Here is an 18,479-nt window from a genome sequence, read left to right as displayed (position 1 = left end):
GATGACAAGCTCAGAACTCAAGGAAGTGCAGCGCGTTTCGGGTGGTGAAGGCGAGGAGCACGGCCACCTCGAAGAGTTCCGCACCGATCCGATCGGCCTGATGCAGCGCATCCGTGACGAATGCGGCGACGTCGGCTGGTTCCAGCTCGCCGACAAGCAGGTGCTGCTGCTGAGCGGAGCGGAGGCCAACGAATTCTTCTTCCGCTCCAGCGACAGCGACCTCAACCAGGCCGAGGCCTACCCGTTCATGACCCCGATCTTCGGTGAGGGTGTGGTGTTCGACGCCGACCCCGAGCGCCGGGCCGAGATGCTGCACAACACCGCGCTGCGCGGTGAGCAGATGAAGGGCCACGCCGCCACCATCGAGAACGAGGTCAAGAAGATCATCGCCGATTGGGGCGACGAGGGCGAGATCGAACTGCTCGACTTCTTCTCCGAGCTGACGATCTACACCTCGACGGCGTGCCTGATCGGGCTGAAGTTCCGCGAGCAGCTCGATCGCCGGTTCGCCGAGTACTACCACCAGTTGGAGCGGGGCACCGACCCGCTCTGCTACGTCGATCCCTACCTGGACATCGAGAGCTTCCGCATCCGCGACGAGTCGCGCGTCAAACTCGTTGCGCTGGTGCAGGAGATCATGGACGGTCGCATTGCCAATCCGCCGAAGGGCAAGGAGGATCGCGACCTGCTCGACGTTCTGGTCTCGATCAAGGACGACGAGGGCAAGCCCCGGTTCACGGCCAACGAGGTCACCGGGATGTTCATCTCGCTGATGTTCGCCGGTCACCACACCAGTTCGGGCACGTCCTCGTGGACGCTCATCGAACTGCTGCGCAACCCCGACGTGTACGCGCAGGTGCAGCAGGAGCTCGACGACCTCTACGCCGACGGCCAGGAGGTGAGTTTCCATGCGCTGCGGCAGATTCCGAAGCTGGACAACTCGCTCAAGGAGACCCTGCGCCTGCATCCGCCGCTGATCATCCTGATGCGCGTCGCACAGGACGAGTTCGAGGTGGCGGGCCATCCGATCCACAAGGGTCAGATGGTGGCGGCCTCCCCGGCGATCTCCAACCGGATCCCGGAGGATTTCCCCGAGCCGGATGCCTTCGATCCTGCCCGCTATGAGAAGCCGCGCCAGGAAGATCTGATCAACCGGTGGACCTGGATCCCCTTCGGCGCCGGTAAGCACCGTTGCGTGGGTGCGGCGTTCGCCCAGATGCAGATCAAGGCGATCTTCTCGGTTCTGCTGCGCGAGTACGAGTTCGAGATGTCCCAGCCGGCCGAGAGCTACCAGAACGACCACTCCAAGATGGTCGTGCAGCTGGCTCAGCCGGCCAAGGTCCGTTACCGCAAGCGAGTCAAGGATTAGTCCTATGGGCTGCTACCGCGTTGAGGTCGACGAGGATCTGTGCCAGGGCCACGCCATGTGTGAGCTCGAAGCGCCGGACGTATTCCGGGTTCCCAAACGCGGCGTCGTCGAGATCCTCGATCATGAACCACCCGACGATATGCGCGAGGCCGTCGAGATGGCCGTCGAGATGTGTCCCACCCAAGCACTATCCATTAAACAGAAGGAGTCCTGAGATGGCATCGCGCGAAGAGCTCGAAGCATGGTCCGACCGCTGGCTCAAGGCCAACCAGGAGGCCGAGAAGGCCGGCGACTGGAAGCCGCTGGCCGACTTCTACACCGAGGATGCCACCTACGGCTGGAACATCGGGCCCAAGGAAGATGTGATGTGCATCGGCAAGGACGAAATCCGCGACACTGCACTGGGCCTGGAGATGGAAGGCCTGGAGAACTGGGTCTACGAATACCAACGGGTGCTGATCGACGAGAAGCAGAACGAGATCGTCGGCTTCTGGAAGCAGATCGCCCACAAGTCCGACGGCAGCACCGACGAGATCTACGGCATCGGCGGTAGCTGGTTCCGGCTCAACGACCAGTTGCTCATCGAGTGGCAGCGCGACTTCTTCGACTTCGGGCACGTGCAGAAGGCCTTCATGAACCTGATCACCTCCGGCGACCTCACCCCGACGATGCAGAAGCGCATCGAGCGTTCGCTGGCCGGCGAGAAATTGCCCGGCTACTACCCGCGCGGCGAGGCTCCGGTCAAAATCTGGTAGTTCCTTGCCAAGCAGTTGCTTGGGGGTGGGTGTGACCCAGGCTACTAATGGCTCTAGTCTGTGGTCAAAGGCTCTAGTGGAAGGCATCTGGCATGAAGACAAAAGGCGCTCTCATCTGGGAGTTCAACCAACCGTGGACGATCGAGGAGATCGAGATCGGCGACCCCGTCAAAGACGAGGTCAAGATCCAGATGGAAGCCTCGGGCATGTGCCATTCCGACCACCACCTGGTGACCGGCGACATCCCGATGGCAGGATTCCCGGTGCTCGGTGGCCACGAGGGCGCCGGCATCGTGACCGAGGTCGGCCCGGGCGTCGACCACATCCAGCCGGGTGATCACGTCGTGCTGTCGTTCATCCCGTCGTGCGGTGAATGTCCGGCTTGCCAGGAGGGTCTGCGCAACCTGTGCGATCTGGGCGCCGGTCTGCTCGGCGGTACCGCGGTCTCCGACGGCACGCACCGCATCCACGCCGTCAAGAACGGCCAGCCCGTCATCCCGATGACGCTGCTGGGCACGTTCAGCCCGTACATGGTGGTGCACAAGAGCTCGGTGGTGAAGATCGATCCGTCCATCCCGTTCGAGGTCGCCTGCCTGGTGGGCTGCGGTGTCACCACCGGCTACGGCTCGGCCGTCCGCAGCGGTGACGTCCGCCCGGGTGAGGACGTCGTCATCGTCGGCGTCGGCGGTGTCGGCACCGGCGCGCTGCAGGGTGCGCTGGCCGCCGGTGCACGCAACGTCTTCGCCGTCGACCCGGTCGAGTTCAAGCGTGACAACGCACTCAAGTTCGGTGCCACCCACGCCTACCCGGACATCTTCTCCGCGATGGCCGGCGTCGCCGAGGTCACCCAGGGCCGGATGGCGCACAAGACGATCGTCACCGTCGGTGAGCTCAAGGGCGAGGACATCGACCACTACATGAACATCACCGCCAAGGGCGGCACCGTGGTGGCCACCGCGGTCGCCAACATGGCCGAGAGCGACGTCAAGCTCAACCTGGCGATGCTGACCCTGCTGCAGAAGCGCCTGCAGGGCACCATCTTCGGCGGCGGCAACCCGCACCACGACATCCCGCAGCTGCTGAGCATGTACAAGGCCGGCCGGCTCAACCTGGATGACATGGTCACCCGGCAGTACAAGCTCGAGCAGATCAACGACGGCTACGCCGACATGCTCGAGGGTCGCAACATCCGCGGCGTCATCCGCTACACCGACGCCGACCGCTGACCGCTGACCCGACCTTTCGCGCCGAGTGTCACGCCAGCGTTGCTCTCGCAATCGAGAGTCACTCCAGCGTGACATTCGGCGCGTAACCACCACCCGCCAGGAGCGCCATGACCGAGACCACCACCGAATCACCCGTAGTCGTCGCCTCGCGATCGTCGTGGAAATGCGTGCAATCCGGTGACCGTGAGGGCTGGCTGGCTCTCATGGCCGACGACATCCTCGTGGAGGACCCGATCGGTGAAGCCGTCACCAACCCGGACGGCACCGGGGTCAAAGGCAAGGAAGCCCTCGGCGCGTTCTACGACGCCAACATCGGACCCAACGAGCTGACCGTCACCTGCGAGGAGACGTTCCCGTCCAGCTCTCCGACCGAGATCGCCTACATTCTGGTGCTGCGCACCAAGTTTCCCAATGGGTTCACCGCCACCGTGCGTGGCGTCTTCACCTACAAGGTGAACGACGAAGGCCTGATCACCAACCTGCGCGGCTACTGGAACATGGACGCCATGGTCTTCGCGGACGCGGACGCGAGCTGACCCCCGGAGCGCTCGCCGGCCGCGGTGCGATCGTGGTCGGCGGCACCCGCGGGATCGGGCTGGCGGTCGCCGAACTGCTGGCCGCCCAAGGTGCGGGCGTCGTGGTCAACGGCCGCGACCTGGGGGCCGCTACAGCCGCGGCCGAATCCATTTCCGGTATCGCCCATGCCGGTTCCCCTGCCGATCCCGAAGTGGCCGACGCGCTCGTCGACACCTGCGCGGTCGAGTTCGGTCGGGTCGACATCCTGGTCAACTGTGCCGGCACCGCAGAACCGGCCGGGTCCTCGATCTTGAATGTGACCAGTACCGAGTTCCGCAACCTGCTCGATGCACACCTGGGCACGGTGTTCGAAACCTGCCGCGCGGCGGCGCCGAAAATGGTGGCTCAAGGAAGCGGCGCGATCGTCAACACCAGTTCCTTTGCGTTCCTGGGAGATTACGGCGGCAGCGGCTATCCGGCAGGCAAAGGCGCGGTCAACGCGCTGACCCTGGCGATTGCCGCCGAACTCTCCGAGCACGGAGTGCGGGCCAACGTGGTGTGCCCGGGCGCCCGCACCCGGCTGTCCACCGGCTCGGACTACGAGCAACAGATCGCCGATCTCAACCGGCGCGGCCTGCTCGACGACGTCAGCATGCAGGGCGCGCTGGACGCAGCACCGCCGGAATACGTCGCCCCGACCTACGCCTATCTGGCCAGCGACGCAGCACGGGACGTGACCGGCCGCATCTTCATCGCCGCAGGCGGATTCATCGGCGAATTCGCCCGGCCCACACCGGGTTTCATCGGATACCGCGACCACCACAGTGCGCCGCCGTGGACCGTCGAGGAACTGCACACGTCCATCTCGGGGACGTAGCCCGCGCCAGCACAGCCGCGGTCGTGCTTGGCCATCAGCACACCGTTGCGGCGGAAGTCGGGCATCCCCTGTCCCGGCATCCGGAAGTTCTCGACGACGGCGCCGACGGCATCCAAAGCCTGGTCGGGCGAAAGGTCCAGGGCGGCCTCGCACATGTTCCGGTAGAAGATCATGTGCAGGTTCTCGTCGGCGGCGATGCGCTGCAGCAGCCGGTCGGCGATCGGATCGTCACAGACCTTGCCGGAGCCCCTCAAAATCTATGTGCGGCCACATCGGACCAGCTAAGCCTCCCCACCCGCTCAGCAAAGATAGAGCACGATCGGCCGGAACGGCGATTCCACGGACAGCGCCAAACGCCCCGCCGACTCAACTCGGGCGCTCACTATGCTTGCGACCATGGCGTCCGTCTTCACGAAGATCATCAACGGAGAACTGCCCGGGCGGTTCGTCTACCAGGACGATGACATCGTCGCGTTCCTGACCATCGCCCCCATGACGCAGGGCCACACGCTGGTGGTGCCCCGCGCCGAGATCGACAACTGGCAGGACGTCGAACCGGCCGTGTTCGGCCGGGTGATGGAGGTGTCGCAGCTGATCGGCAAGGCCGTTTGCCAGGCGTTCGGCGCGCAGCGCGCCGGGGTGATCATCGCCGGCCTTGAGGTGCCGCACCTGCATGTGCACGTGTTCCCGGCCTACAACCTGACCGACTTCGGTTTCGCCCACGTCGACAACAATCCGTCGGCCGAATCGCTCGACGAGGCTCAGGCCAAGATCAAAGCCGCGCTGGCAGGTCTGCGATCCTCGGCAGGCTGACGGTGAACCGACAGCCCTGACCCGGCGCGGTGGTGACCGTGACCGTGCCGCCGTGTGCCAACACCAGGGAATGCACGATCGACAGGCCCAGTCCGGTACCGCCGCTCGCCCGGGTGCGTGAGGTATCGGCCCGGTAGAAGCGTTCGAACACCCGTCGTGCGTCGTCCTGGCGCATCCCGGGGCCTTCGTCGCACACCTCGATCACCGCGTTGGCGCCGTCGGTGCCGACCCGCACCGTTATCGCGGCAGTTTCCGGCGTGTGCTGCACCGCGTTGGCGACCAGGTTGCTCAGTACCTGACGCAGCCGGGCTTCGTCGCCCAGCACCTCCGGGGTTCCCGGGCCGTCGAACACCTCCATCCGCACGCGGCGGGTCGGGGCGATCGACTGCGTGTCGTGCACGGCATCGGTGGCCAGGGTCAACAGGTCGACCCGGTGCTGATCGAGCGGCCGCTGCGCATCGAGCCGGGCCAGTAGCAGCAGGTCCTCGACCAGCAGGCCCATCCGCCGGGATTCGCTCTCGATCCGGCCCATGATCATCTCGACGTCGCGCGCGGCGCCCTGACGGTACAACTCGGCGAATCCGCGAATCGTCGTCAGCGGGGTCCGCAATTCGTGGCTGGCGTCGGTGATGAAGCGGCGCATCCGCTCCTCGGAGGTGCGCGCCTGCTCGGCCGAGGCGTCGGACGACGCCACGGCCTGCTGGATCTGCGCGAGCATGCCGTTGAGCGCCAAGGAGAGCCGTCCCACCTCGGTCCGCGGATCACGTTCGGGGACACGGCGATCCAATTGTCCGGCCGCAATCGCTGCCGCCGTTTGTTCCACCTCGACGAGCGGACGCAGGCTGCGGTGCACGACGGCGTAGCCGACGACGCCGAGAACCACCAGCACGACGGTGCCGATCCCCACCTGCGACCAGATCAACGCACGTACCGACGACTGGACGTCGGACAGGTCGATCGCGACGGTGGTGAGCTCACCGTGCGGACCCTCTACGGTCATGGCCCGCCACTGCACGTCCGAGGACCCGACGGACTCGACGGTCACCGGCACCGGACCGACGTTGTTGTCATCGGGCAGCTCAGGTTCGGCCTCGCGGTCGTTGACCGCGATCCAGGTCCTACCGTCCTCGTCGACGCCGCGGACATAGAAGTTCGACGGCGGGCGGGCCGGGTTCGGCCCCTCCAGTGGGGTCGATGGCAGTTGCCGCGGCGCCTGGGCCCAGCTGCCCGCGGCATCGAGCAACGTCTGATCGATGCGGCTGACCTCGGTGTGCCGCATGATCGAGGTCACCGCGACGCCGGACGCGAGCAGGCCGCAGGCCACGAGAACCAGCGAGACCGCGACCAAGCCGACACGCAGCGGCACACCGTGCCGCTCTACCCGGTCAAACACCCCAGAATTATGCCGCCGCCGGACGGCGCATCAGCGCGGCTCGCGCAAAACGTAACCGACACCGCGCAGGGTGTGCAGCAGACGCTTGTCCCCCGTATCGATCTTGCGGCGCAGGTAGGACACGTAGGACTCGACAACGTTGACGTCACCGCCGAAGTCGTAACGCCACACGTGGTCGAGGATCTTGGGCTTGCTCAGCACCGTGCCCGCATTGATGATGAAGTAACGCAGCAGGGTGAACTCGGTGGGCGACAGCGCAACGGCTTCGCCGGCCTTCCACACCTCGTGCGTGTCCTCGTCGAGTTCGATGTCGGCGAAGGACAGCTTGGCACTGCGAGGTTCCTCGACGCCCCGGCCGGACCGGCGCAGGATCACCCGCAGCCTGGCCACCACCTCTTCGAGGCTGAACGGCTTGGTGACGTAGTCATCGCCACCCAGCGTCAGGCCGGCAATCTTGTCCTGCAGGCTGTCGCGCGCGGTGAGGAACAGCGCGGGCGCGTCGACGCCGTCGGCGCGCAGCCGGCGTAGCAGTCCGAAGCCGTCCATGCCGGGCATCATCACGTCCAGAATCACGGCGTCAGGCCGGACTTCCCTGGCCTTGTCCAGGGCGGCGGCGCCGTTGGACGCGGTGTAGACCTCGAAACCCTGGAACTTCAGGCTGACGGACAGCAGCTCCACGATGTTGGCCTCGTCGTCGACGACGAGGATCCGGGCCTCCGGGACACTCTCAGGTAATGAAGCAGGCATGGCCATTCCCTGATGTTGGTGGTACCTGTTGAACTCAACCTGCATGCACACTGTGCACTTCCTGTGAGTTTAACTGTGACACGGGTAACTACACTGACGCCCATGAACCTCGGCAAGATGCTGGTCCAGGTTGCTACTGCGCCCGTGCGAATCGGGCTGGCAGTTGCCGACGCCGGCCTCGGCATCGCGGGTGAGGCGCTCAACGCGGTGCAGCGCGGCATTACCGACTCCACCTCACTGACCGGCAGGTCATCGATGGCGGGGCTGCTCGGGCTCGACGACGCGGTGGAGCGGGCCAACCGGCTGGCGCGACTGTTGGACGATGACGCGCCGCTCGGTCGCGCGTTGGCGCCCGACGGCCCGATCAACCGTTTGCTGCGACCGGACGGGATCGTCGACCAGCTGACTGCCGAGGGTGGCCTGATGGACCGGTTGACCGCAGACAACGGCGCCGTGGCCCGGGCTGTCGCCCCCGGCGGCCTGGTGGATCAGGTCACCATGGAGGGTGGCCTGCTGGACCGGTTGACCACCGCCGATGGCGCGGTGTCCCGGGTGATCGCGCCCGGCGGACTGGCCGATCAACTGTTGGCCAATGACGGCCTGTTCGAGCGGGTACTGCGTGAGGACGGGGTGGCCGATCGCCTGCTGGCCGAGGGCGGCCTGCTCGATACCCTGACCGATCCCGACGGCCCCCTGCTCAAGCTCGCCGATGTGGCCGACACCCTCAACCGGCTGGCGCCTGGACTCGAAGCACTCGCTCCCACCATCGACGCCCTGCACGACGCGGTCATCACGCTGAGCCAGGTGGTCAACCCGCTCAGCAACATCGCCGACCGCATCCCGCTGCCCCGCCGATCGTCGCGACGGAACTCCCCGCGGCCCGTGGCCTCACAGCGAATTATCGACGCCGACGGCTGACCCGTTAAGCTAGGCGCGTTCCACCCGCCTCCTTAGCTCAGTGGTAGAGCGTTCGCCTTGTAAGCGGAATGTCATCGGTTCAATCCCGATAGGAGGCTCCACGCGCACCGGTTGTTGTCAGTGCCTGGCAGTAACTTCCCGATATGAGGCTCTGTTGCAGCTGCGGTTCGCCTTTAGAGAAGCGCAGTCAGAAGATCTACTGCAGTAACGCATGTCAGGGATCAGCCCGTCGGAAGGCCAGCACAAAACGTTGGTTGGAATCCGGGCAGGCGTCCATCACTTCTCTTCACAGCCACTACATCCGGCTTTACCTCACCGAAGCCCAGTCGGGCTGTTGCTCTGTCTGCGGCGCGACCAGTGTCTGGCAGGACCTCCCGCTGACGTTCGTCATGGACCACATCGACGGGAACCCGACGAACAACCGACGGGAAAATCTGCGACTGGTCTGTCCGAACTGCGACTCACAGCTGCCGACGTACAAGAGCCGCAACCGTGGCAATGGCCGCCATTTCCGTCGACAGCGCTACGCCAACGGACAGTCGTTCTAACGTCGGGCGCCCTCACGGTCAGACCCGGGTGGTCAGCTTCCGAAGCGTCTGATATTCGCCTTCGCGGTAGGGCCGTCCGTCCGGTTGCAGCAGATCGCTGAACCACACTTTCGGCACCTTGGTGTAGGGCTTGTCCCAGGAGTCCCACGGGAAATAGGTCTGCGTCTTACCCGCTACCAACCCCCAGCTGTACGCGCCGACGTTGTGCCGCTTAGCAACTGGCAGCACACCTTCGACGGTGCTGCCCTGATCCCGGGCCAGGTATTCGGTGCACAGAATCGGCCGGCCGAACGGGGCGAGTTCGGCGATGCGGGCCTCGAACTCGTCGGGGCCGGCGTAGGAGTGGAAGGAGATGACATCGGAGTTGTCGAGTTGGAAGTTGTCCATCTCGCTGCGGCTGCCGCGGTCCCAGCTGCCCTGCCACACACCACTTGTCAACGGCTGCACGGCATCGACCGAGCGCGCCCAACCGAACACCTGGGGAAGCAGCGCTCCGACGGCGTCGATCTTGTCCTTGCGTTCGGTCTTGCGGTACTGCTTGGCCGGGTTGTCCGGCTCGTTCCACAGGTCCCAGCCCAGGACCCGGTTGTCGTTGCGGAACTGGCTCATCACCCCGACCACATAGTCGCGCAGCACGGGGCGGTAGCGGGCGTCGTCGATGCGCTGCGCCCCGGGGCTCTGCACCCAGCCCGAGTTGTGCACTCCCGGCGTCGGTGCCCGCTGCGCACCGACCTGGGGGTGTGGATCCCAACAGGAGTCGAAGAACACGAACAACGGCTTGATGCCTTGGCGCGCCGCGATCCCGACGAATTGGGCCAGCCTGCTTTGGAATCCGGCGCGGTCCTGCGCCCACAGCAGATCGTGCAGGAACACCCGCACCGTGTTGAACCCGAGTAGCCGGCACGCTCCCAGTTCACTGTCGATGCGCCGCGCGTCATATGTGCCCGGTGCAAACATCTCGATCTGATTGATCGCATTCGAGGTGATGAAATTGGTGCCGACCAACCAGCCTTGCGCCTGATACCACGCGTTGGCCCGCTCGACGGGCCACTGGCCTGGTGCGGCGGTGGCGCGCGGGATTACCGAGAGAGGGGCCAGCACCTGGGGGAGAGCCGCTGCTGCTGCCAGTACCAGCGGGATCTTGAGGGCGGTTCGACGGTGCACCTAGTGAACATAGTGTCGCCCAGCAAATGCCCCGGACTCACGTATCACATTGCAACCATTGAGGTTTCAGATCGTTATCAACTCGGCGCCCTCAGAGCCGGCTCATCGTGAAATCCGCCGCCTGCCCCGGCATCCCGTTGAGCAGGTAGGCGCTGTGCGCGAAGTTGGGGACCCCGGCCGGTGTGCCATCGCAGATGGTGTCACCCGGCTCGCACAACTCGATGGTCTTGTCCTTGTACCGCGGGCCGATCACCATCGCCGGCGCGCCGATATCGCGCATGAACTCGTCGGACGGCGTGCCCAGCAGCACCACCGAGGCCACATGGTCGGACATCGCGGGAGGCATCGGTTGAGGGATGTCCTGCTTGTATTCAGGCGGGATGCCGTCGGGAATGGTGGCCGCAGTGGTGTACGCGGCTACCACGGCACCCTGGGAGTATCCGCCCAGCACCACCTTGGTGTTGGGACAGTCCCTGGCCGTCGCCTCGACGTGGCCCGCCGCGTCGCGGATGCCGTTGACGACCGTCCTGGCGAACTCGATCCGGTCACCGAAGTTCCCGCTGGCCGCGTAGTTCACCGGATACACCTCGACCGAGCGTTGCCCGGCGCGCGTACGCAGCGCGTCGACGAACGTCTGCCCCGGGCCGCCGACGCCCGGCGGCTCGTAGGTGCCGCGGGCGAACACCACCTCGATGTCCGGACATGGCTGCGCCGACGCGGCGGGCATCGGTGCGATGGGGACGGCGCAGGCGGCGATCAGCACCGCACCCTGCATCAATTTGAGGACGTTCATTTTCGGCTCCACGCCTGCCGGGGATCGTGACGAACGTTACGGTTCCCCATGCTGGCACATTCCAAACCTGGAGAACAGGGGCCGAGACCTACCCCAGCGGTACGTCCAGGTAGGGCCGCGGGTCGGCTGCACCCGGCCCGTCGAAATGCCACCACTCCCCCGAGTACACGGTCAGCCCGCCGGCTCCCATGGCCTTCCTCAACCGGGCCCGATTGGCCTGGGCCGCCGGGCTCACCCCGTCGGTGGCGTACGCCAGGCTGCGCGGCGTGAAATCGTCGAATCCGGTGCCCATGTCGGCGAGCGATCCCCCGCTGGCGATCGTCACATCGACCGAGCGGCCCGCCTCGTGACTGCGGGCGTAGGCGCTCGGCCGGGCCACCCAATTGGGATTCGGCACGACCTCGAACATTCTGACCTGCACCTCATGTGGCCGATAACAGTCCCAGAAGACCAGCCGGTCGGGCCGCAGGGCGGCCGCGGCAGCCGCCAGTCCGGGGGCCATCGACTGGTGCACCAGGCAGGGGGCGCCTGCCGGATAGAGCTGCTGACCGACGAAGTTGTCGGTGGTCGCGTACTGCAGGGCGATCACCGCATCGGGTACCACCGAACGCACGTCGACCAGTCCGGCCTCGGCCGCCGGCCGGGCTGACGCCACGGCCGGATCCACCACGAGGGGCAGCAGAACCAGGGCGGCGAGGGCACGTCGCCGGACCGACCTGCACCACAGAGCCTTAACTGCCTGTTGAAGCATCATTTCGTCCTACCGTCGATTCCACCGGAATGTCTCCACGCAGGGTGACATCGTCGATCCACCGCCGTGGGCCCGATTCGAACGGAAATGCCACTCTCTTCTTCAGGCATTTCGCTTTCCAATGTACGATAATCACACTCTTGAACTGGCGTCGGAACCCCGACGGCCATCTACTTACGCGCAGAAGTACCGACGGATTGGAGCAATCCTATGGCGTCAGCCGTACCGGAGACCGTCGCGACCCGCTATTCCGGCCGACGGGTCGAGCGGGTCGAGGACACCCGCCTGCTCACCGGACGCGGCACGTTCGTCGACGACATCACGCGGCCCGGCATGCTGCATGCCTGCTTCGTCCGCAGCCCATACGCGCATGCGAGGTTCACCGCCGTCGACGCCGCCGCGGCCCTGGCGCTGCCCGGCGTGCATGCCGTGCTGACCGCCGCCGATCTCAACCCCGAGGTCAAAGAGGCCTGGCACGCCGTTGCGGGCAAGGACATCCCGGACACTCCACGGCCACCGCTGGCCGAAGGCGAGGTGAAGTTCGTCGGCGATCCGGTGGCCCTGGTCATCGCCGAGAGCCGCTACGTCGCCGAGGACGCCGTGGATCTGGTCGACGTCGACTACGAACCGCTGCCCGCGATCGCCGACTTCCGCGAGGCCCTGACCTCCGAGGTGTCCGTCCACGAAGCCTTCCCGGACAACAATGCCGGCGGCTTGGCAGGCATGCCGCCCGACGAAGAGGTATTCGGTTCCGCGGCGCACATGGTGAAAGAGCACATCTATCAACAGATGCACGTGCCGGTGCCGATCGAGTGTCGCGGCATGGTCACCGAATGGTCTGCCACCTCAGGGGAACTGACCATCTGGGCATCCACCCAGACCCCACACGAACTGCGGGCTTTCGCGGCTCGCCTGCTCGGCATCCCGGCCCAGCACGTGCGGGTCATCATGCGCGACACCGGCGGCGGATTCGGGCAGAAGGTCGTCCCGATGCGCGAGGACATGTGCATCATGCTGGCCGCGCGCAGAGTACCGACCGCACTGAAGTGGATCGAGGACCGCCGCGAGAACCTGATGTCGGCCGGTCAGTCCCGCCACGTCGACGGCGACGTGCGCATGGCTTTCGACGACGACGGCACCATCCTGGCCGCCGACATCGACTTCGTCCAGGACGTCGGCTCATATCCGACCCCGTATCCCGTGTTGACCACCGCAGCGATCGGCATGTTCTTCCCCGGTCCGTACCGGGTGCCCAAGGCCAGCTTCAGCTACAAGACGGTGTTCTCCAACACCGCGGGCCTGCACGCCTACCGCGGGCCGTGGCAGTACGAAACCCTTACCCGCGAAATACTTCTCGACATCGCCGCGCGCAAGATGGGCATGGACCCGGTGGACCTGCGGCGCAAGAACCTGCTCCGCCGCGACGAGATGCCGTACTTCAACCCCAACGGCATGCCCTATGACCACGTCGCCCCGATCGAGACGTTCGAACAGGCGGTGAAGATCCTCGACCACGAGGGCTTCCGCAAGGAGCAGGCCGAGGCGCTGGCCCAGGGCCGCTACCTCGGGCTGGGTTTCTCGGCCTACATCGAGCCGACCGGCGCGGCCACCGGCCACCTGGCCAGCGAGGGCTGCACGATCCGGATGGAGCCGACCGGAAAGATCAACGTCTACGTCAACGGCGGGTCTACCGGAAACAGCTTGGAAACCACCGTCATCCAGCTCACCGCCGACGCGCTGGGCGCCGATATCCACGATGTCGCCACCATCCAGGGCGATACCGCGGTAACCCCCTACGGCGCGGGCACCCAGGGCAGCCGCAGCGCCCCGATGACCGCGGGCGCGGTCAACGAGGCCGGCACCATCCTGCGCAACCAACTGGTCGCGATGGCGGCCGCACGGCTGGAGGTCGAGGAGTCCGAGATCGAGCTCGTCGGGTCGAAGGCGGTTGCCCGCAACGATCCCGAAAAGAGCGTCAGCTTCGCCGATCTAGCCTTCCGCGCCCACTACGAGCCGCAGATGCTGCCGCCGGGCATGTCGGCGAACCTCGAGGCCACCGCGCGCTACACCGCGCCGCCGACCGCACCGATCCACTGGGCGAACGCGACCCACGCCTGCACCTGCGAGGTCGATGTCGTCACCGGGCACGTCACCCTCAATCGCTACATCGTCAGCGAGGATGTCGGCCCGATGATCAACCCCAACGTGGTGGAGGGCCAGATCGCCGGCGGCACCGTCCAAGGTATCGGCGGGGCACTGCTGGAGAAGCTGTCCTACGACGACGCCGGAAACCCTTTGTCCTCAACATTTGTCGACTACCTGCTCCCCACCGCCACCGAGGTCCCGACGATCGAGTACGGCCACGTCGAGATCCCGGGACCCGGCGTCGGCGGCTACAAGGGTGCCGGCGAGGGCGGCGCCATCGGCTCGACGCCCGCGGTGATCAACGCCGTCAACGACGCCCTGGCCCCGCTCGGGGTAACCCTGACCACGTTGCCCGCCACCCCGGCAGCCATCGTCGAAGCCATCGAGCAGGCGCAGGAACACGGCTCGCAGGAACCACAAGGAAGGGACCACTAATCGTGGAGCTCAACAACGAATTCCGGGTCGCGGTACCTGCGGCGAAAACGTGGGAGGTGCTCACCGACGTCGAGCGCGTCGCGCCCTGCCTGCCCGGCGCCACCTTGCTGAGCGTGGACGGCGACGATTTCACCGGCGCGGTCAAGGTGAAGGTCGGCCCGATCACGGTGTCCTACAAGGGCGATGCGACGTTTCAGGAAAAGGACGCCACAGCGCAGCGGGTGGTGCTCAAGGCCAACGGCAAGGAGACCCGCGGCAACGGCACGGCCTCGGCCATCGTGACCGCCCAGCTGAAAGACGAGGGTGATGCCACGCTGGTGGTGGTCACCACCGACCTGGCCATCTCGGGCAAGGCCGCGCAGTTCGGCCGCGGCGTGCTGGCCGACGTCTCCGGCAGTCTGATCGACCAGTTCGCCAAGAGCCTGGAGGCCGAGTTGCTCGGTACATCCTCGGGGACTGCCACCGAAACCGGCTCCGCCGGAGCAACGTCCGGGTCGGCACCCCAGGCCCAAGAGGCCGCTCCGATCAATGCGCTGGCCCTGGCCAAGGTGATGGCCGTGCCGATGGCCAAACGCTTTGCGCCGGCCATCGGAGCCGTCGCCGCCGCAGGCGTGCTCGGATTCCTCCTCGGCCGGGGCGGGCGCAGCAAGCGTAAGAGCAACGGGCTGACCACCGAGGACCTGCACGCCGCGCTGCTCCGGTTGGTGTCATGAAGCCCGCGCCGTTCGCCTATCACCGGCCCGCCACGGTCACCGAGGCGGTGGCCATGCTCGGCGAGTTCGGCGAGGACGCCAAGATCCTGGCCGGCGGTCAGAGCCTGGTGCCGATGCTGGCCATGCGCCTGACGCACTTCGAGAACCTGATCGACATCTCACGGCTGCCCGAACTCAACGACATCACCCTGCAGGGCAACGAGGTTCGTATCGGCGCGGCCACCCCGCACGCCATGGTTGGCCTCGACGATGAGATCGCCGATTCGGTCCCACTGCTGACCCTGGCCACCCCGCACATCGGCCACTTTCAGATCCGCAGCCGCGGCACGCTGGGCGGTGCGATCGCGCATGCCGATCCGGCCGCCGAGTACGCGGCGGTTGCGCTGGCGCTCGACGCCACGATCGAGGCCACCTCGTCGCGCGGCACCCGCCAGATCCCGGCCACGGAGTTCTTCACCGGCCTGTGGGAAACCTCGCTGGCACCCGACGAGATCCTGACCTCCGTGCGCTTCCCGGTGGCAGCGGGACGCAGCGGCTTCGGGATCGCCGAATTCGCTCGGCGCCACGGTGATTTCGCGATCGCCGGCGCCGTCGTCGGATTCGAGCTCGACGAAGATGACCGGATCACCCGCTGCGGCATCGGCCTGCTCGGGCTCGGGTCCACACCGCTGCGGGCCGCCCCGGCCGAATCGGTGGTGCTCGGCACCCCGATCGGCGGCATCACCGCCGAGGAGATCGGCCGGCTGGCCATGTCCGAACTCACCGACATTCCAACCGACCTGCAAGGTTCGGCTTCCTACCGGGCCCGAGTCGGCGCCGCCATGGTGTCCCGGGCCTGGACCCAGGCAATCACGCACGTCACCGAGGAGGCCCTCAATGCATGAACTGCCGGTTGAGCTTTCGGTCAACGGTCGTGGTTACCAGGATGTGGTCGAACCTCGGGTGACGCTCGCCGATTTCCTGCGGGACAACTGCGGCCTCACCGGTACCCACCTCGGCTGCGAGCACGGTGCCTGCGGTGCCTGCACGGTCCTGCTGGACGGTCAGGCGGTCCGGTCGTGCCTGGTATTCGCGGTTCAGGTGGACGGCCAGGAAGTGACCACAGTCGAGGGCATTGCCGATCCGGACGGTCAACTGTCTCCGGTGCAGGCCGCGCTCAAGGAATGCCACGGCCTGCAGTGCGGCTTCTGCACCCCGGGATTCGTCACCTCGATCACCGCGTTGCTGCGCGACAACCCGAACCCCACCGACGACGAGATCCGCGAGGGACTTTCGGGCAACTTCTGCCGGTGCACCGGCTACCAGGGCATCGTCAATGCGGTGCACCGGGTCTGCGAAGCCTAGAACCGTCAACGCTGAAGATTGCGGTCAGGTGGTGGCCGCAATCTTCAGCGTAGGGAGTTATCCACAGGTCGTGGAACGGGTCTGGCCGCGGAGAGGCTGGTCGGCGAGCATCGATGCGTGGACGTCGACGAAATGCTTCGCCAACAGTCGGGGGTCATTTCGCGTCGGCAGGCCCTCGATGCGGGGCTGCAGCACCACGACATCCGGCGATTCTTCAGACGCAATGAGTGGGCGCGAGTCCACGACGGCGTATATGTCAATCACACCGGGCCGTTGACCTGGCTGCAGCGGGCATGGGCCGCAGTGCTCTATGCGGCTCCGGCGGCATTGTGCCTGGAATCGGCGTTGGCGGATGAGGGAGCGGTGATCCATCTGGCCGTCGCCCGCGACCGGGGTGTACTGGTCGAGCCGGACGGAGTGCGCATCCACCACCTTGCCCGCCTGCAGGAGCGGGTGCTGTGGAACCTCGGGCCGCCACGGCTGCGCTACGAGGAGGCTGTACTTGATGTTGCCTGCCGGGCCACCTCGGAGTTCGATGCGATTGCGGTGCTGGCCAACGCCTGCCAGTCCCGGCGCACCACAGCGCGACGTCTGCTGCAAGTCCTCGATGCTCGCCAACGAGTGCGCCGTCGCCGTTGGATGCGAGCGATCTTGGTCGACATTGGCGAGGGCACCTGCTCGGTCCTAGAGCACGGGTACCTCAATCGCGTCGAGCGAGCGCATGGGCTGCCCCGGGCCACTCGACAGGAACGTTCGGCCTTGTCGGTAGGCGTGTGCTACCGCGATACCGAATACGGTCGACGGCTCGTGGTCGAACTCGACGGCCGCTTGTTTCATGACTCGGCGACTGCACGGAACATGGATTTGGAGCGGGATCTCGATGCCGCGGTCGATGGCCGCTCGACCATCCGGCTCTCCTACCGACAGGTGTTCGACCGACCATGCCGAACCGCGGCGAAACTTGCTCAGGTGATGCAGCGGCACGGGATCGCCGTGAGTGGCCACCTCTGCGGGCAAGGATGCGAGTTCAGCCGCCTCGACCTCGCGGCCTGAATCGGATAACTACCCACGCTGAAGATTGCGGTCAGGTGGTGACCGCAATCTTCAGCACAGAGCCTTCGACACTTACTCGGAGTTGACGACGCCGCGCAGGCCGTCGGCGCCGTAGAGCGGTTCCAGCATCCCGGAAATATCGGGGCCACGGCGCAGGCTGTGCCCACCGTCGACACCGATGGACTGACCGGTGATCCAGCCCGCCGCGTCGCTGAGCAGGAATACCGCCAGGTTGGCGATGTCCTCGACCTCACCGAACCGCGGCATCGGTGTGCAGGCTTCGTAGTCGTCGCGGGCGGCCGGGAGTTCGAAGACCGGGCCGACCATCTCGGTCCGGGTCAATCCGGGCCGGATGCTGTTGAACCGCACCGAGGACGGCCCGAGCTCGTCGGCGGCCAGCTTGAGCAGATGGTCGAACGCCGCCTTGCTCACGCCGTACGCTCCGAACCAGCGGTGGGTGTTGGTCGAGGCGATCGATGAGATGCCGACGAACGAGCCGCCACCACCACGGACCATCTCGCGACCCGCGTGCTTGATCAGGTACATGGTGCCGTTGACGTTCAGGTCGACGGTCTGCCGCCACAGTTCGGAGTCGATCTGCGTGATCGGACCGATGGTCAGCGACCCACCGGCACTGTGCACCACACCGTGCAGCTGTCCGTTCCACTCGGTGGCCACGTCGACCGCGTGGCGTACCTCGTCCTCGTTGGTGACGTCGGCGGGCTCGTAGCGCGCCGTTCCGGGCCCCTCGCCGTTCAGTTCGTCGGCTGCGGCACTGAGCTTGTCGGCGTTGCGGCCGATCAGCAGGGCGTTGCCGCCGGAGGCGACGATGGCGGCCGCAGCGCCCTTACCGATGCCGCTGCCGCCACCGGTGACCAGGTAGGTGCGATCTTTCAACGACAGTTCCATTTGACTCATC

20 protein-coding genes, 1 tRNA gene and 1 pseudogene are annotated in these 18,479 nt (G+C 66.1%); 15 read left to right on the top strand and 7 right to left on the bottom strand.

Annotated features, from left to right (window positions below):
• Window position 1 precedes the first annotated feature (1 nt).
• From JOF57_RS29575 to JOF57_RS29550, 6 genes are all read left to right on the top strand, one after another.
• Window positions 2-1,369 (top strand): lanosterol 14-alpha demethylase, encoded by a 1,368-nt coding sequence (locus JOF57_RS29575; RefSeq protein WP_209923002.1) that lies wholly within the window; start codon window positions 2-4, stop codon window positions 1,367-1,369.
• A gap of 4 nt (window positions 1,370-1,373) precedes the next feature.
• A complete protein-coding gene (locus JOF57_RS29570) occupies window positions 1,374-1,583 on the top strand; it encodes a ferredoxin Fdx (protein WP_209923000.1) in 210 nt (69 codons plus the stop codon).
• Window position 1,584: 1 nt separating this feature from the next.
• Window positions 1,585-2,124, top strand: a complete 540-nt coding sequence (locus JOF57_RS29565; protein WP_209922998.1) for a nuclear transport factor 2 family protein — start codon at window positions 1,585-1,587, stop codon at window positions 2,122-2,124.
• Between the two features lie 92 nt (window positions 2,125-2,216).
• Window positions 2,217-3,350 (top strand): NDMA-dependent alcohol dehydrogenase, encoded by a 1,134-nt coding sequence (locus JOF57_RS29560; RefSeq protein ID WP_209922996.1) that lies wholly within the window; start codon window positions 2,217-2,219, stop codon window positions 3,348-3,350.
• 107 nt (window positions 3,351-3,457) lie between these two features.
• Window positions 3,458-3,886 carry a nuclear transport factor 2 family protein gene (locus JOF57_RS29555; protein ID WP_209922994.1) on the top strand — a complete coding sequence of 143 codons (429 nt, stop codon included), beginning with the start codon at window positions 3,458-3,460 and terminating at the stop codon, window positions 3,884-3,886.
• A 29-nt stretch (window positions 3,887-3,915) separates the two neighbouring features.
• Window positions 3,916-4,743, top strand: a complete 828-nt coding sequence (locus JOF57_RS29550; protein ID WP_209923830.1) for an SDR family NAD(P)-dependent oxidoreductase — start codon at window positions 3,916-3,918, stop codon at window positions 4,741-4,743.
• Between the two features lie 23 nt (window positions 4,744-4,766).
• Here the strand turns inward: JOF57_RS29550 and JOF57_RS29545 are convergent.
• Window positions 4,767-4,994 (bottom strand): annotated as a pseudogene (locus tag JOF57_RS29545) (acyl-ACP desaturase); the annotation flags it as partial.
• Window positions 4,995-5,139: 145 nt separating this feature from the next.
• On the opposite strand from JOF57_RS29545, the gene JOF57_RS29540 reads away from it, so the two are divergent.
• Window positions 5,140-5,556, top strand: coding sequence for an HIT family protein (locus tag JOF57_RS29540; protein ID WP_209922992.1), 417 nt, complete (start codon window positions 5,140-5,142; stop codon window positions 5,554-5,556).
• Here the strand turns inward: JOF57_RS29540 and JOF57_RS29535 are convergent.
• Window positions 5,516-6,949, bottom strand: coding sequence for a sensor histidine kinase (locus JOF57_RS29535; protein WP_209922990.1), 1,434 nt, complete (start codon window positions 6,947-6,949; stop codon window positions 5,516-5,518). The two genes, JOF57_RS29540 and JOF57_RS29535, sit on opposite strands and share 41 nt — an antisense overlap.
• 30 nt (window positions 6,950-6,979) lie before the next feature.
• A complete protein-coding gene (locus JOF57_RS29530) occupies window positions 6,980-7,702 on the bottom strand; it encodes a response regulator transcription factor (RefSeq protein WP_209922988.1) in 723 nt (240 codons plus the stop codon).
• A 96-nt stretch (window positions 7,703-7,798) separates the two neighbouring features.
• Between JOF57_RS29530 and JOF57_RS29525 the strand changes: the two genes are divergently transcribed.
• From JOF57_RS29525 to JOF57_RS29515, 3 genes are all read left to right on the top strand, one after another.
• Window positions 7,799-8,614 carry a hypothetical protein gene (locus JOF57_RS29525; RefSeq protein WP_209922986.1) on the top strand — a complete coding sequence of 272 codons (816 nt, stop codon included), beginning with the start codon at window positions 7,799-7,801 and terminating at the stop codon, window positions 8,612-8,614.
• A 26-nt stretch (window positions 8,615-8,640) separates the two neighbouring features.
• Window positions 8,641-8,715: transfer RNA gene (locus tag JOF57_RS29520), tRNA-Thr, on the top strand.
• A 42-nt stretch (window positions 8,716-8,757) separates the two neighbouring features.
• Entirely contained in the window at window positions 8,758-9,162 is a 405-nt protein-coding gene (locus tag JOF57_RS29515; protein WP_209922984.1) for an HNH endonuclease, read from the top strand.
• 18 nt (window positions 9,163-9,180) lie between these two features.
• On the opposite strand, the gene JOF57_RS29510 is transcribed toward JOF57_RS29515, so the two are convergent.
• The 3 genes from JOF57_RS29510 to JOF57_RS29500 all read right to left on the bottom strand — a co-directional run bounded on the left by JOF57_RS29510 (window position 9,181) and on the right by JOF57_RS29500 (window position 11,870).
• Window positions 9,181-10,326 carry a glycoside hydrolase 5 family protein gene (locus tag JOF57_RS29510; protein ID WP_209922982.1) on the bottom strand — a complete coding sequence of 382 codons (1,146 nt, stop codon included), beginning with the start codon at window positions 10,324-10,326 and terminating at the stop codon, window positions 9,181-9,183.
• A 91-nt stretch (window positions 10,327-10,417) separates the two neighbouring features.
• Window positions 10,418-11,119, bottom strand: coding sequence for a cutinase family protein (locus tag JOF57_RS29505; protein WP_273544765.1), 702 nt, complete (start codon window positions 11,117-11,119; stop codon window positions 10,418-10,420).
• Window positions 11,120-11,207: 88 nt separating this feature from the next.
• The gene (locus tag JOF57_RS29500; protein WP_209922980.1) at window positions 11,208-11,870 is read right to left on the bottom strand and encodes a M15 family metallopeptidase; all 663 of its coding nucleotides are present in this window, start codon (window positions 11,868-11,870) and stop codon (window positions 11,208-11,210) included.
• 210 nt (window positions 11,871-12,080) lie between these two features.
• Between JOF57_RS29500 and JOF57_RS29495 the strand changes: the two genes are divergently transcribed.
• From JOF57_RS29495 to JOF57_RS29475, 5 genes are all read left to right on the top strand, one after another.
• A complete protein-coding gene (locus tag JOF57_RS29495; RefSeq protein ID WP_209922979.1) occupies window positions 12,081-14,450 on the top strand; it encodes a xanthine dehydrogenase family protein molybdopterin-binding subunit in 2,370 nt (789 codons plus the stop codon).
• Window positions 14,451-14,452: 2 nt separating this feature from the next.
• The gene (locus tag JOF57_RS29490) at window positions 14,453-15,163 is read left to right on the top strand and encodes an SRPBCC family protein (RefSeq protein WP_209922977.1); all 711 of its coding nucleotides are present in this window, start codon (window positions 14,453-14,455) and stop codon (window positions 15,161-15,163) included.
• The gene (locus JOF57_RS29485) at window positions 15,160-16,047 is read left to right on the top strand and encodes an FAD binding domain-containing protein (protein WP_209922975.1); all 888 of its coding nucleotides are present in this window, start codon (window positions 15,160-15,162) and stop codon (window positions 16,045-16,047) included. The genes JOF57_RS29490 and JOF57_RS29485 overlap by 4 nt, the downstream gene beginning before the upstream one ends.
• Window positions 16,040-16,507, top strand: coding sequence for a (2Fe-2S)-binding protein (locus JOF57_RS29480; protein WP_209922973.1), 468 nt, complete (start codon window positions 16,040-16,042; stop codon window positions 16,505-16,507). The genes JOF57_RS29485 and JOF57_RS29480 overlap by 8 nt, the downstream gene beginning before the upstream one ends.
• A gap of 117 nt (window positions 16,508-16,624) precedes the next feature.
• The gene (locus JOF57_RS29475; protein ID WP_209922971.1) at window positions 16,625-17,560 is read left to right on the top strand and encodes a type IV toxin-antitoxin system AbiEi family antitoxin domain-containing protein; all 936 of its coding nucleotides are present in this window, start codon (window positions 16,625-16,627) and stop codon (window positions 17,558-17,560) included.
• 72 nt (window positions 17,561-17,632) lie between these two features.
• Here JOF57_RS29475 and JOF57_RS29470 read toward each other — a convergent pair whose 3' ends face one another.
• Window positions 17,633-18,469 carry an SDR family oxidoreductase gene (locus tag JOF57_RS29470; protein WP_209922969.1) on the bottom strand — a complete coding sequence of 279 codons (837 nt, stop codon included), beginning with the start codon at window positions 18,467-18,469 and terminating at the stop codon, window positions 17,633-17,635.
• Window positions 18,470-18,479 lie beyond the last annotated feature (10 nt).

The sequence above is a fragment of the Mycolicibacterium lutetiense genome (assembly GCF_017876775.1).
Lineage (GTDB): Bacteria > Actinomycetota > Actinomycetes > Mycobacteriales > Mycobacteriaceae > Mycobacterium > Mycobacterium lutetiense.
The sequence above is the reverse complement of the archived record's forward strand: the minus strand, read 5'-3'. Positions and strand labels throughout refer to the sequence as shown.

What these genes read in the sequence shown, in the direction of transcription:
- JOF57_RS29555 (WP_209922994.1), top strand. Translation starts at nt 3,458, where the DNA reads ATGACCGAGACCACCACCGAATCACCCGTAGTCGTCGCCTCGCGATCG.
- JOF57_RS29570 (WP_209923000.1), top strand. Translation starts at nt 1,374, where the DNA reads ATGGGCTGCTACCGCGTTGAGGTCGACGAGGATCTGTGCCAGGGCCAC.
- JOF57_RS29505 (WP_273544765.1), bottom strand. Translation starts at nt 11,119, where the DNA reads ATGAACGTCCTCAAATTGATGCAGGGTGCGGTGCTGATCGCCGCCTGC.
- JOF57_RS29485 (WP_209922975.1), top strand. Translation starts at nt 15,160, where the DNA reads ATGAAGCCCGCGCCGTTCGCCTATCACCGGCCCGCCACGGTCACCGAG.
- JOF57_RS29560 (WP_209922996.1), top strand. Translation starts at nt 2,217, where the DNA reads ATGAAGACAAAAGGCGCTCTCATCTGGGAGTTCAACCAACCGTGGACG.
- JOF57_RS29515 (WP_209922984.1), top strand. Translation starts at nt 8,758, where the DNA reads ATGAGGCTCTGTTGCAGCTGCGGTTCGCCTTTAGAGAAGCGCAGTCAG.
- JOF57_RS29495 (WP_209922979.1), top strand. Translation starts at nt 12,081, where the DNA reads ATGGCGTCAGCCGTACCGGAGACCGTCGCGACCCGCTATTCCGGCCGA.
- JOF57_RS29575 (WP_209923002.1), top strand. Translation starts at nt 2, where the DNA reads ATGACAAGCTCAGAACTCAAGGAAGTGCAGCGCGTTTCGGGTGGTGAA.
- JOF57_RS29500 (WP_209922980.1), bottom strand. Translation starts at nt 11,870, where the DNA reads ATGCTTCAACAGGCAGTTAAGGCTCTGTGGTGCAGGTCGGTCCGGCGA.
- JOF57_RS29530 (WP_209922988.1), bottom strand. Translation starts at nt 7,702, where the DNA reads ATGGCCATGCCTGCTTCATTACCTGAGAGTGTCCCGGAGGCCCGGATC.
- JOF57_RS29540 (WP_209922992.1), top strand. Translation starts at nt 5,140, where the DNA reads ATGGCGTCCGTCTTCACGAAGATCATCAACGGAGAACTGCCCGGGCGG.
- JOF57_RS29525 (WP_209922986.1), top strand. Translation starts at nt 7,799, where the DNA reads ATGAACCTCGGCAAGATGCTGGTCCAGGTTGCTACTGCGCCCGTGCGA.
- JOF57_RS29565 (WP_209922998.1), top strand. Translation starts at nt 1,585, where the DNA reads ATGGCATCGCGCGAAGAGCTCGAAGCATGGTCCGACCGCTGGCTCAAG.
- JOF57_RS29470 (WP_209922969.1), bottom strand. Translation starts at nt 18,469, where the DNA reads ATGGAACTGTCGTTGAAAGATCGCACCTACCTGGTCACCGGTGGCGGC.
- JOF57_RS29480 (WP_209922973.1), top strand. Translation starts at nt 16,040, where the DNA reads ATGCATGAACTGCCGGTTGAGCTTTCGGTCAACGGTCGTGGTTACCAG.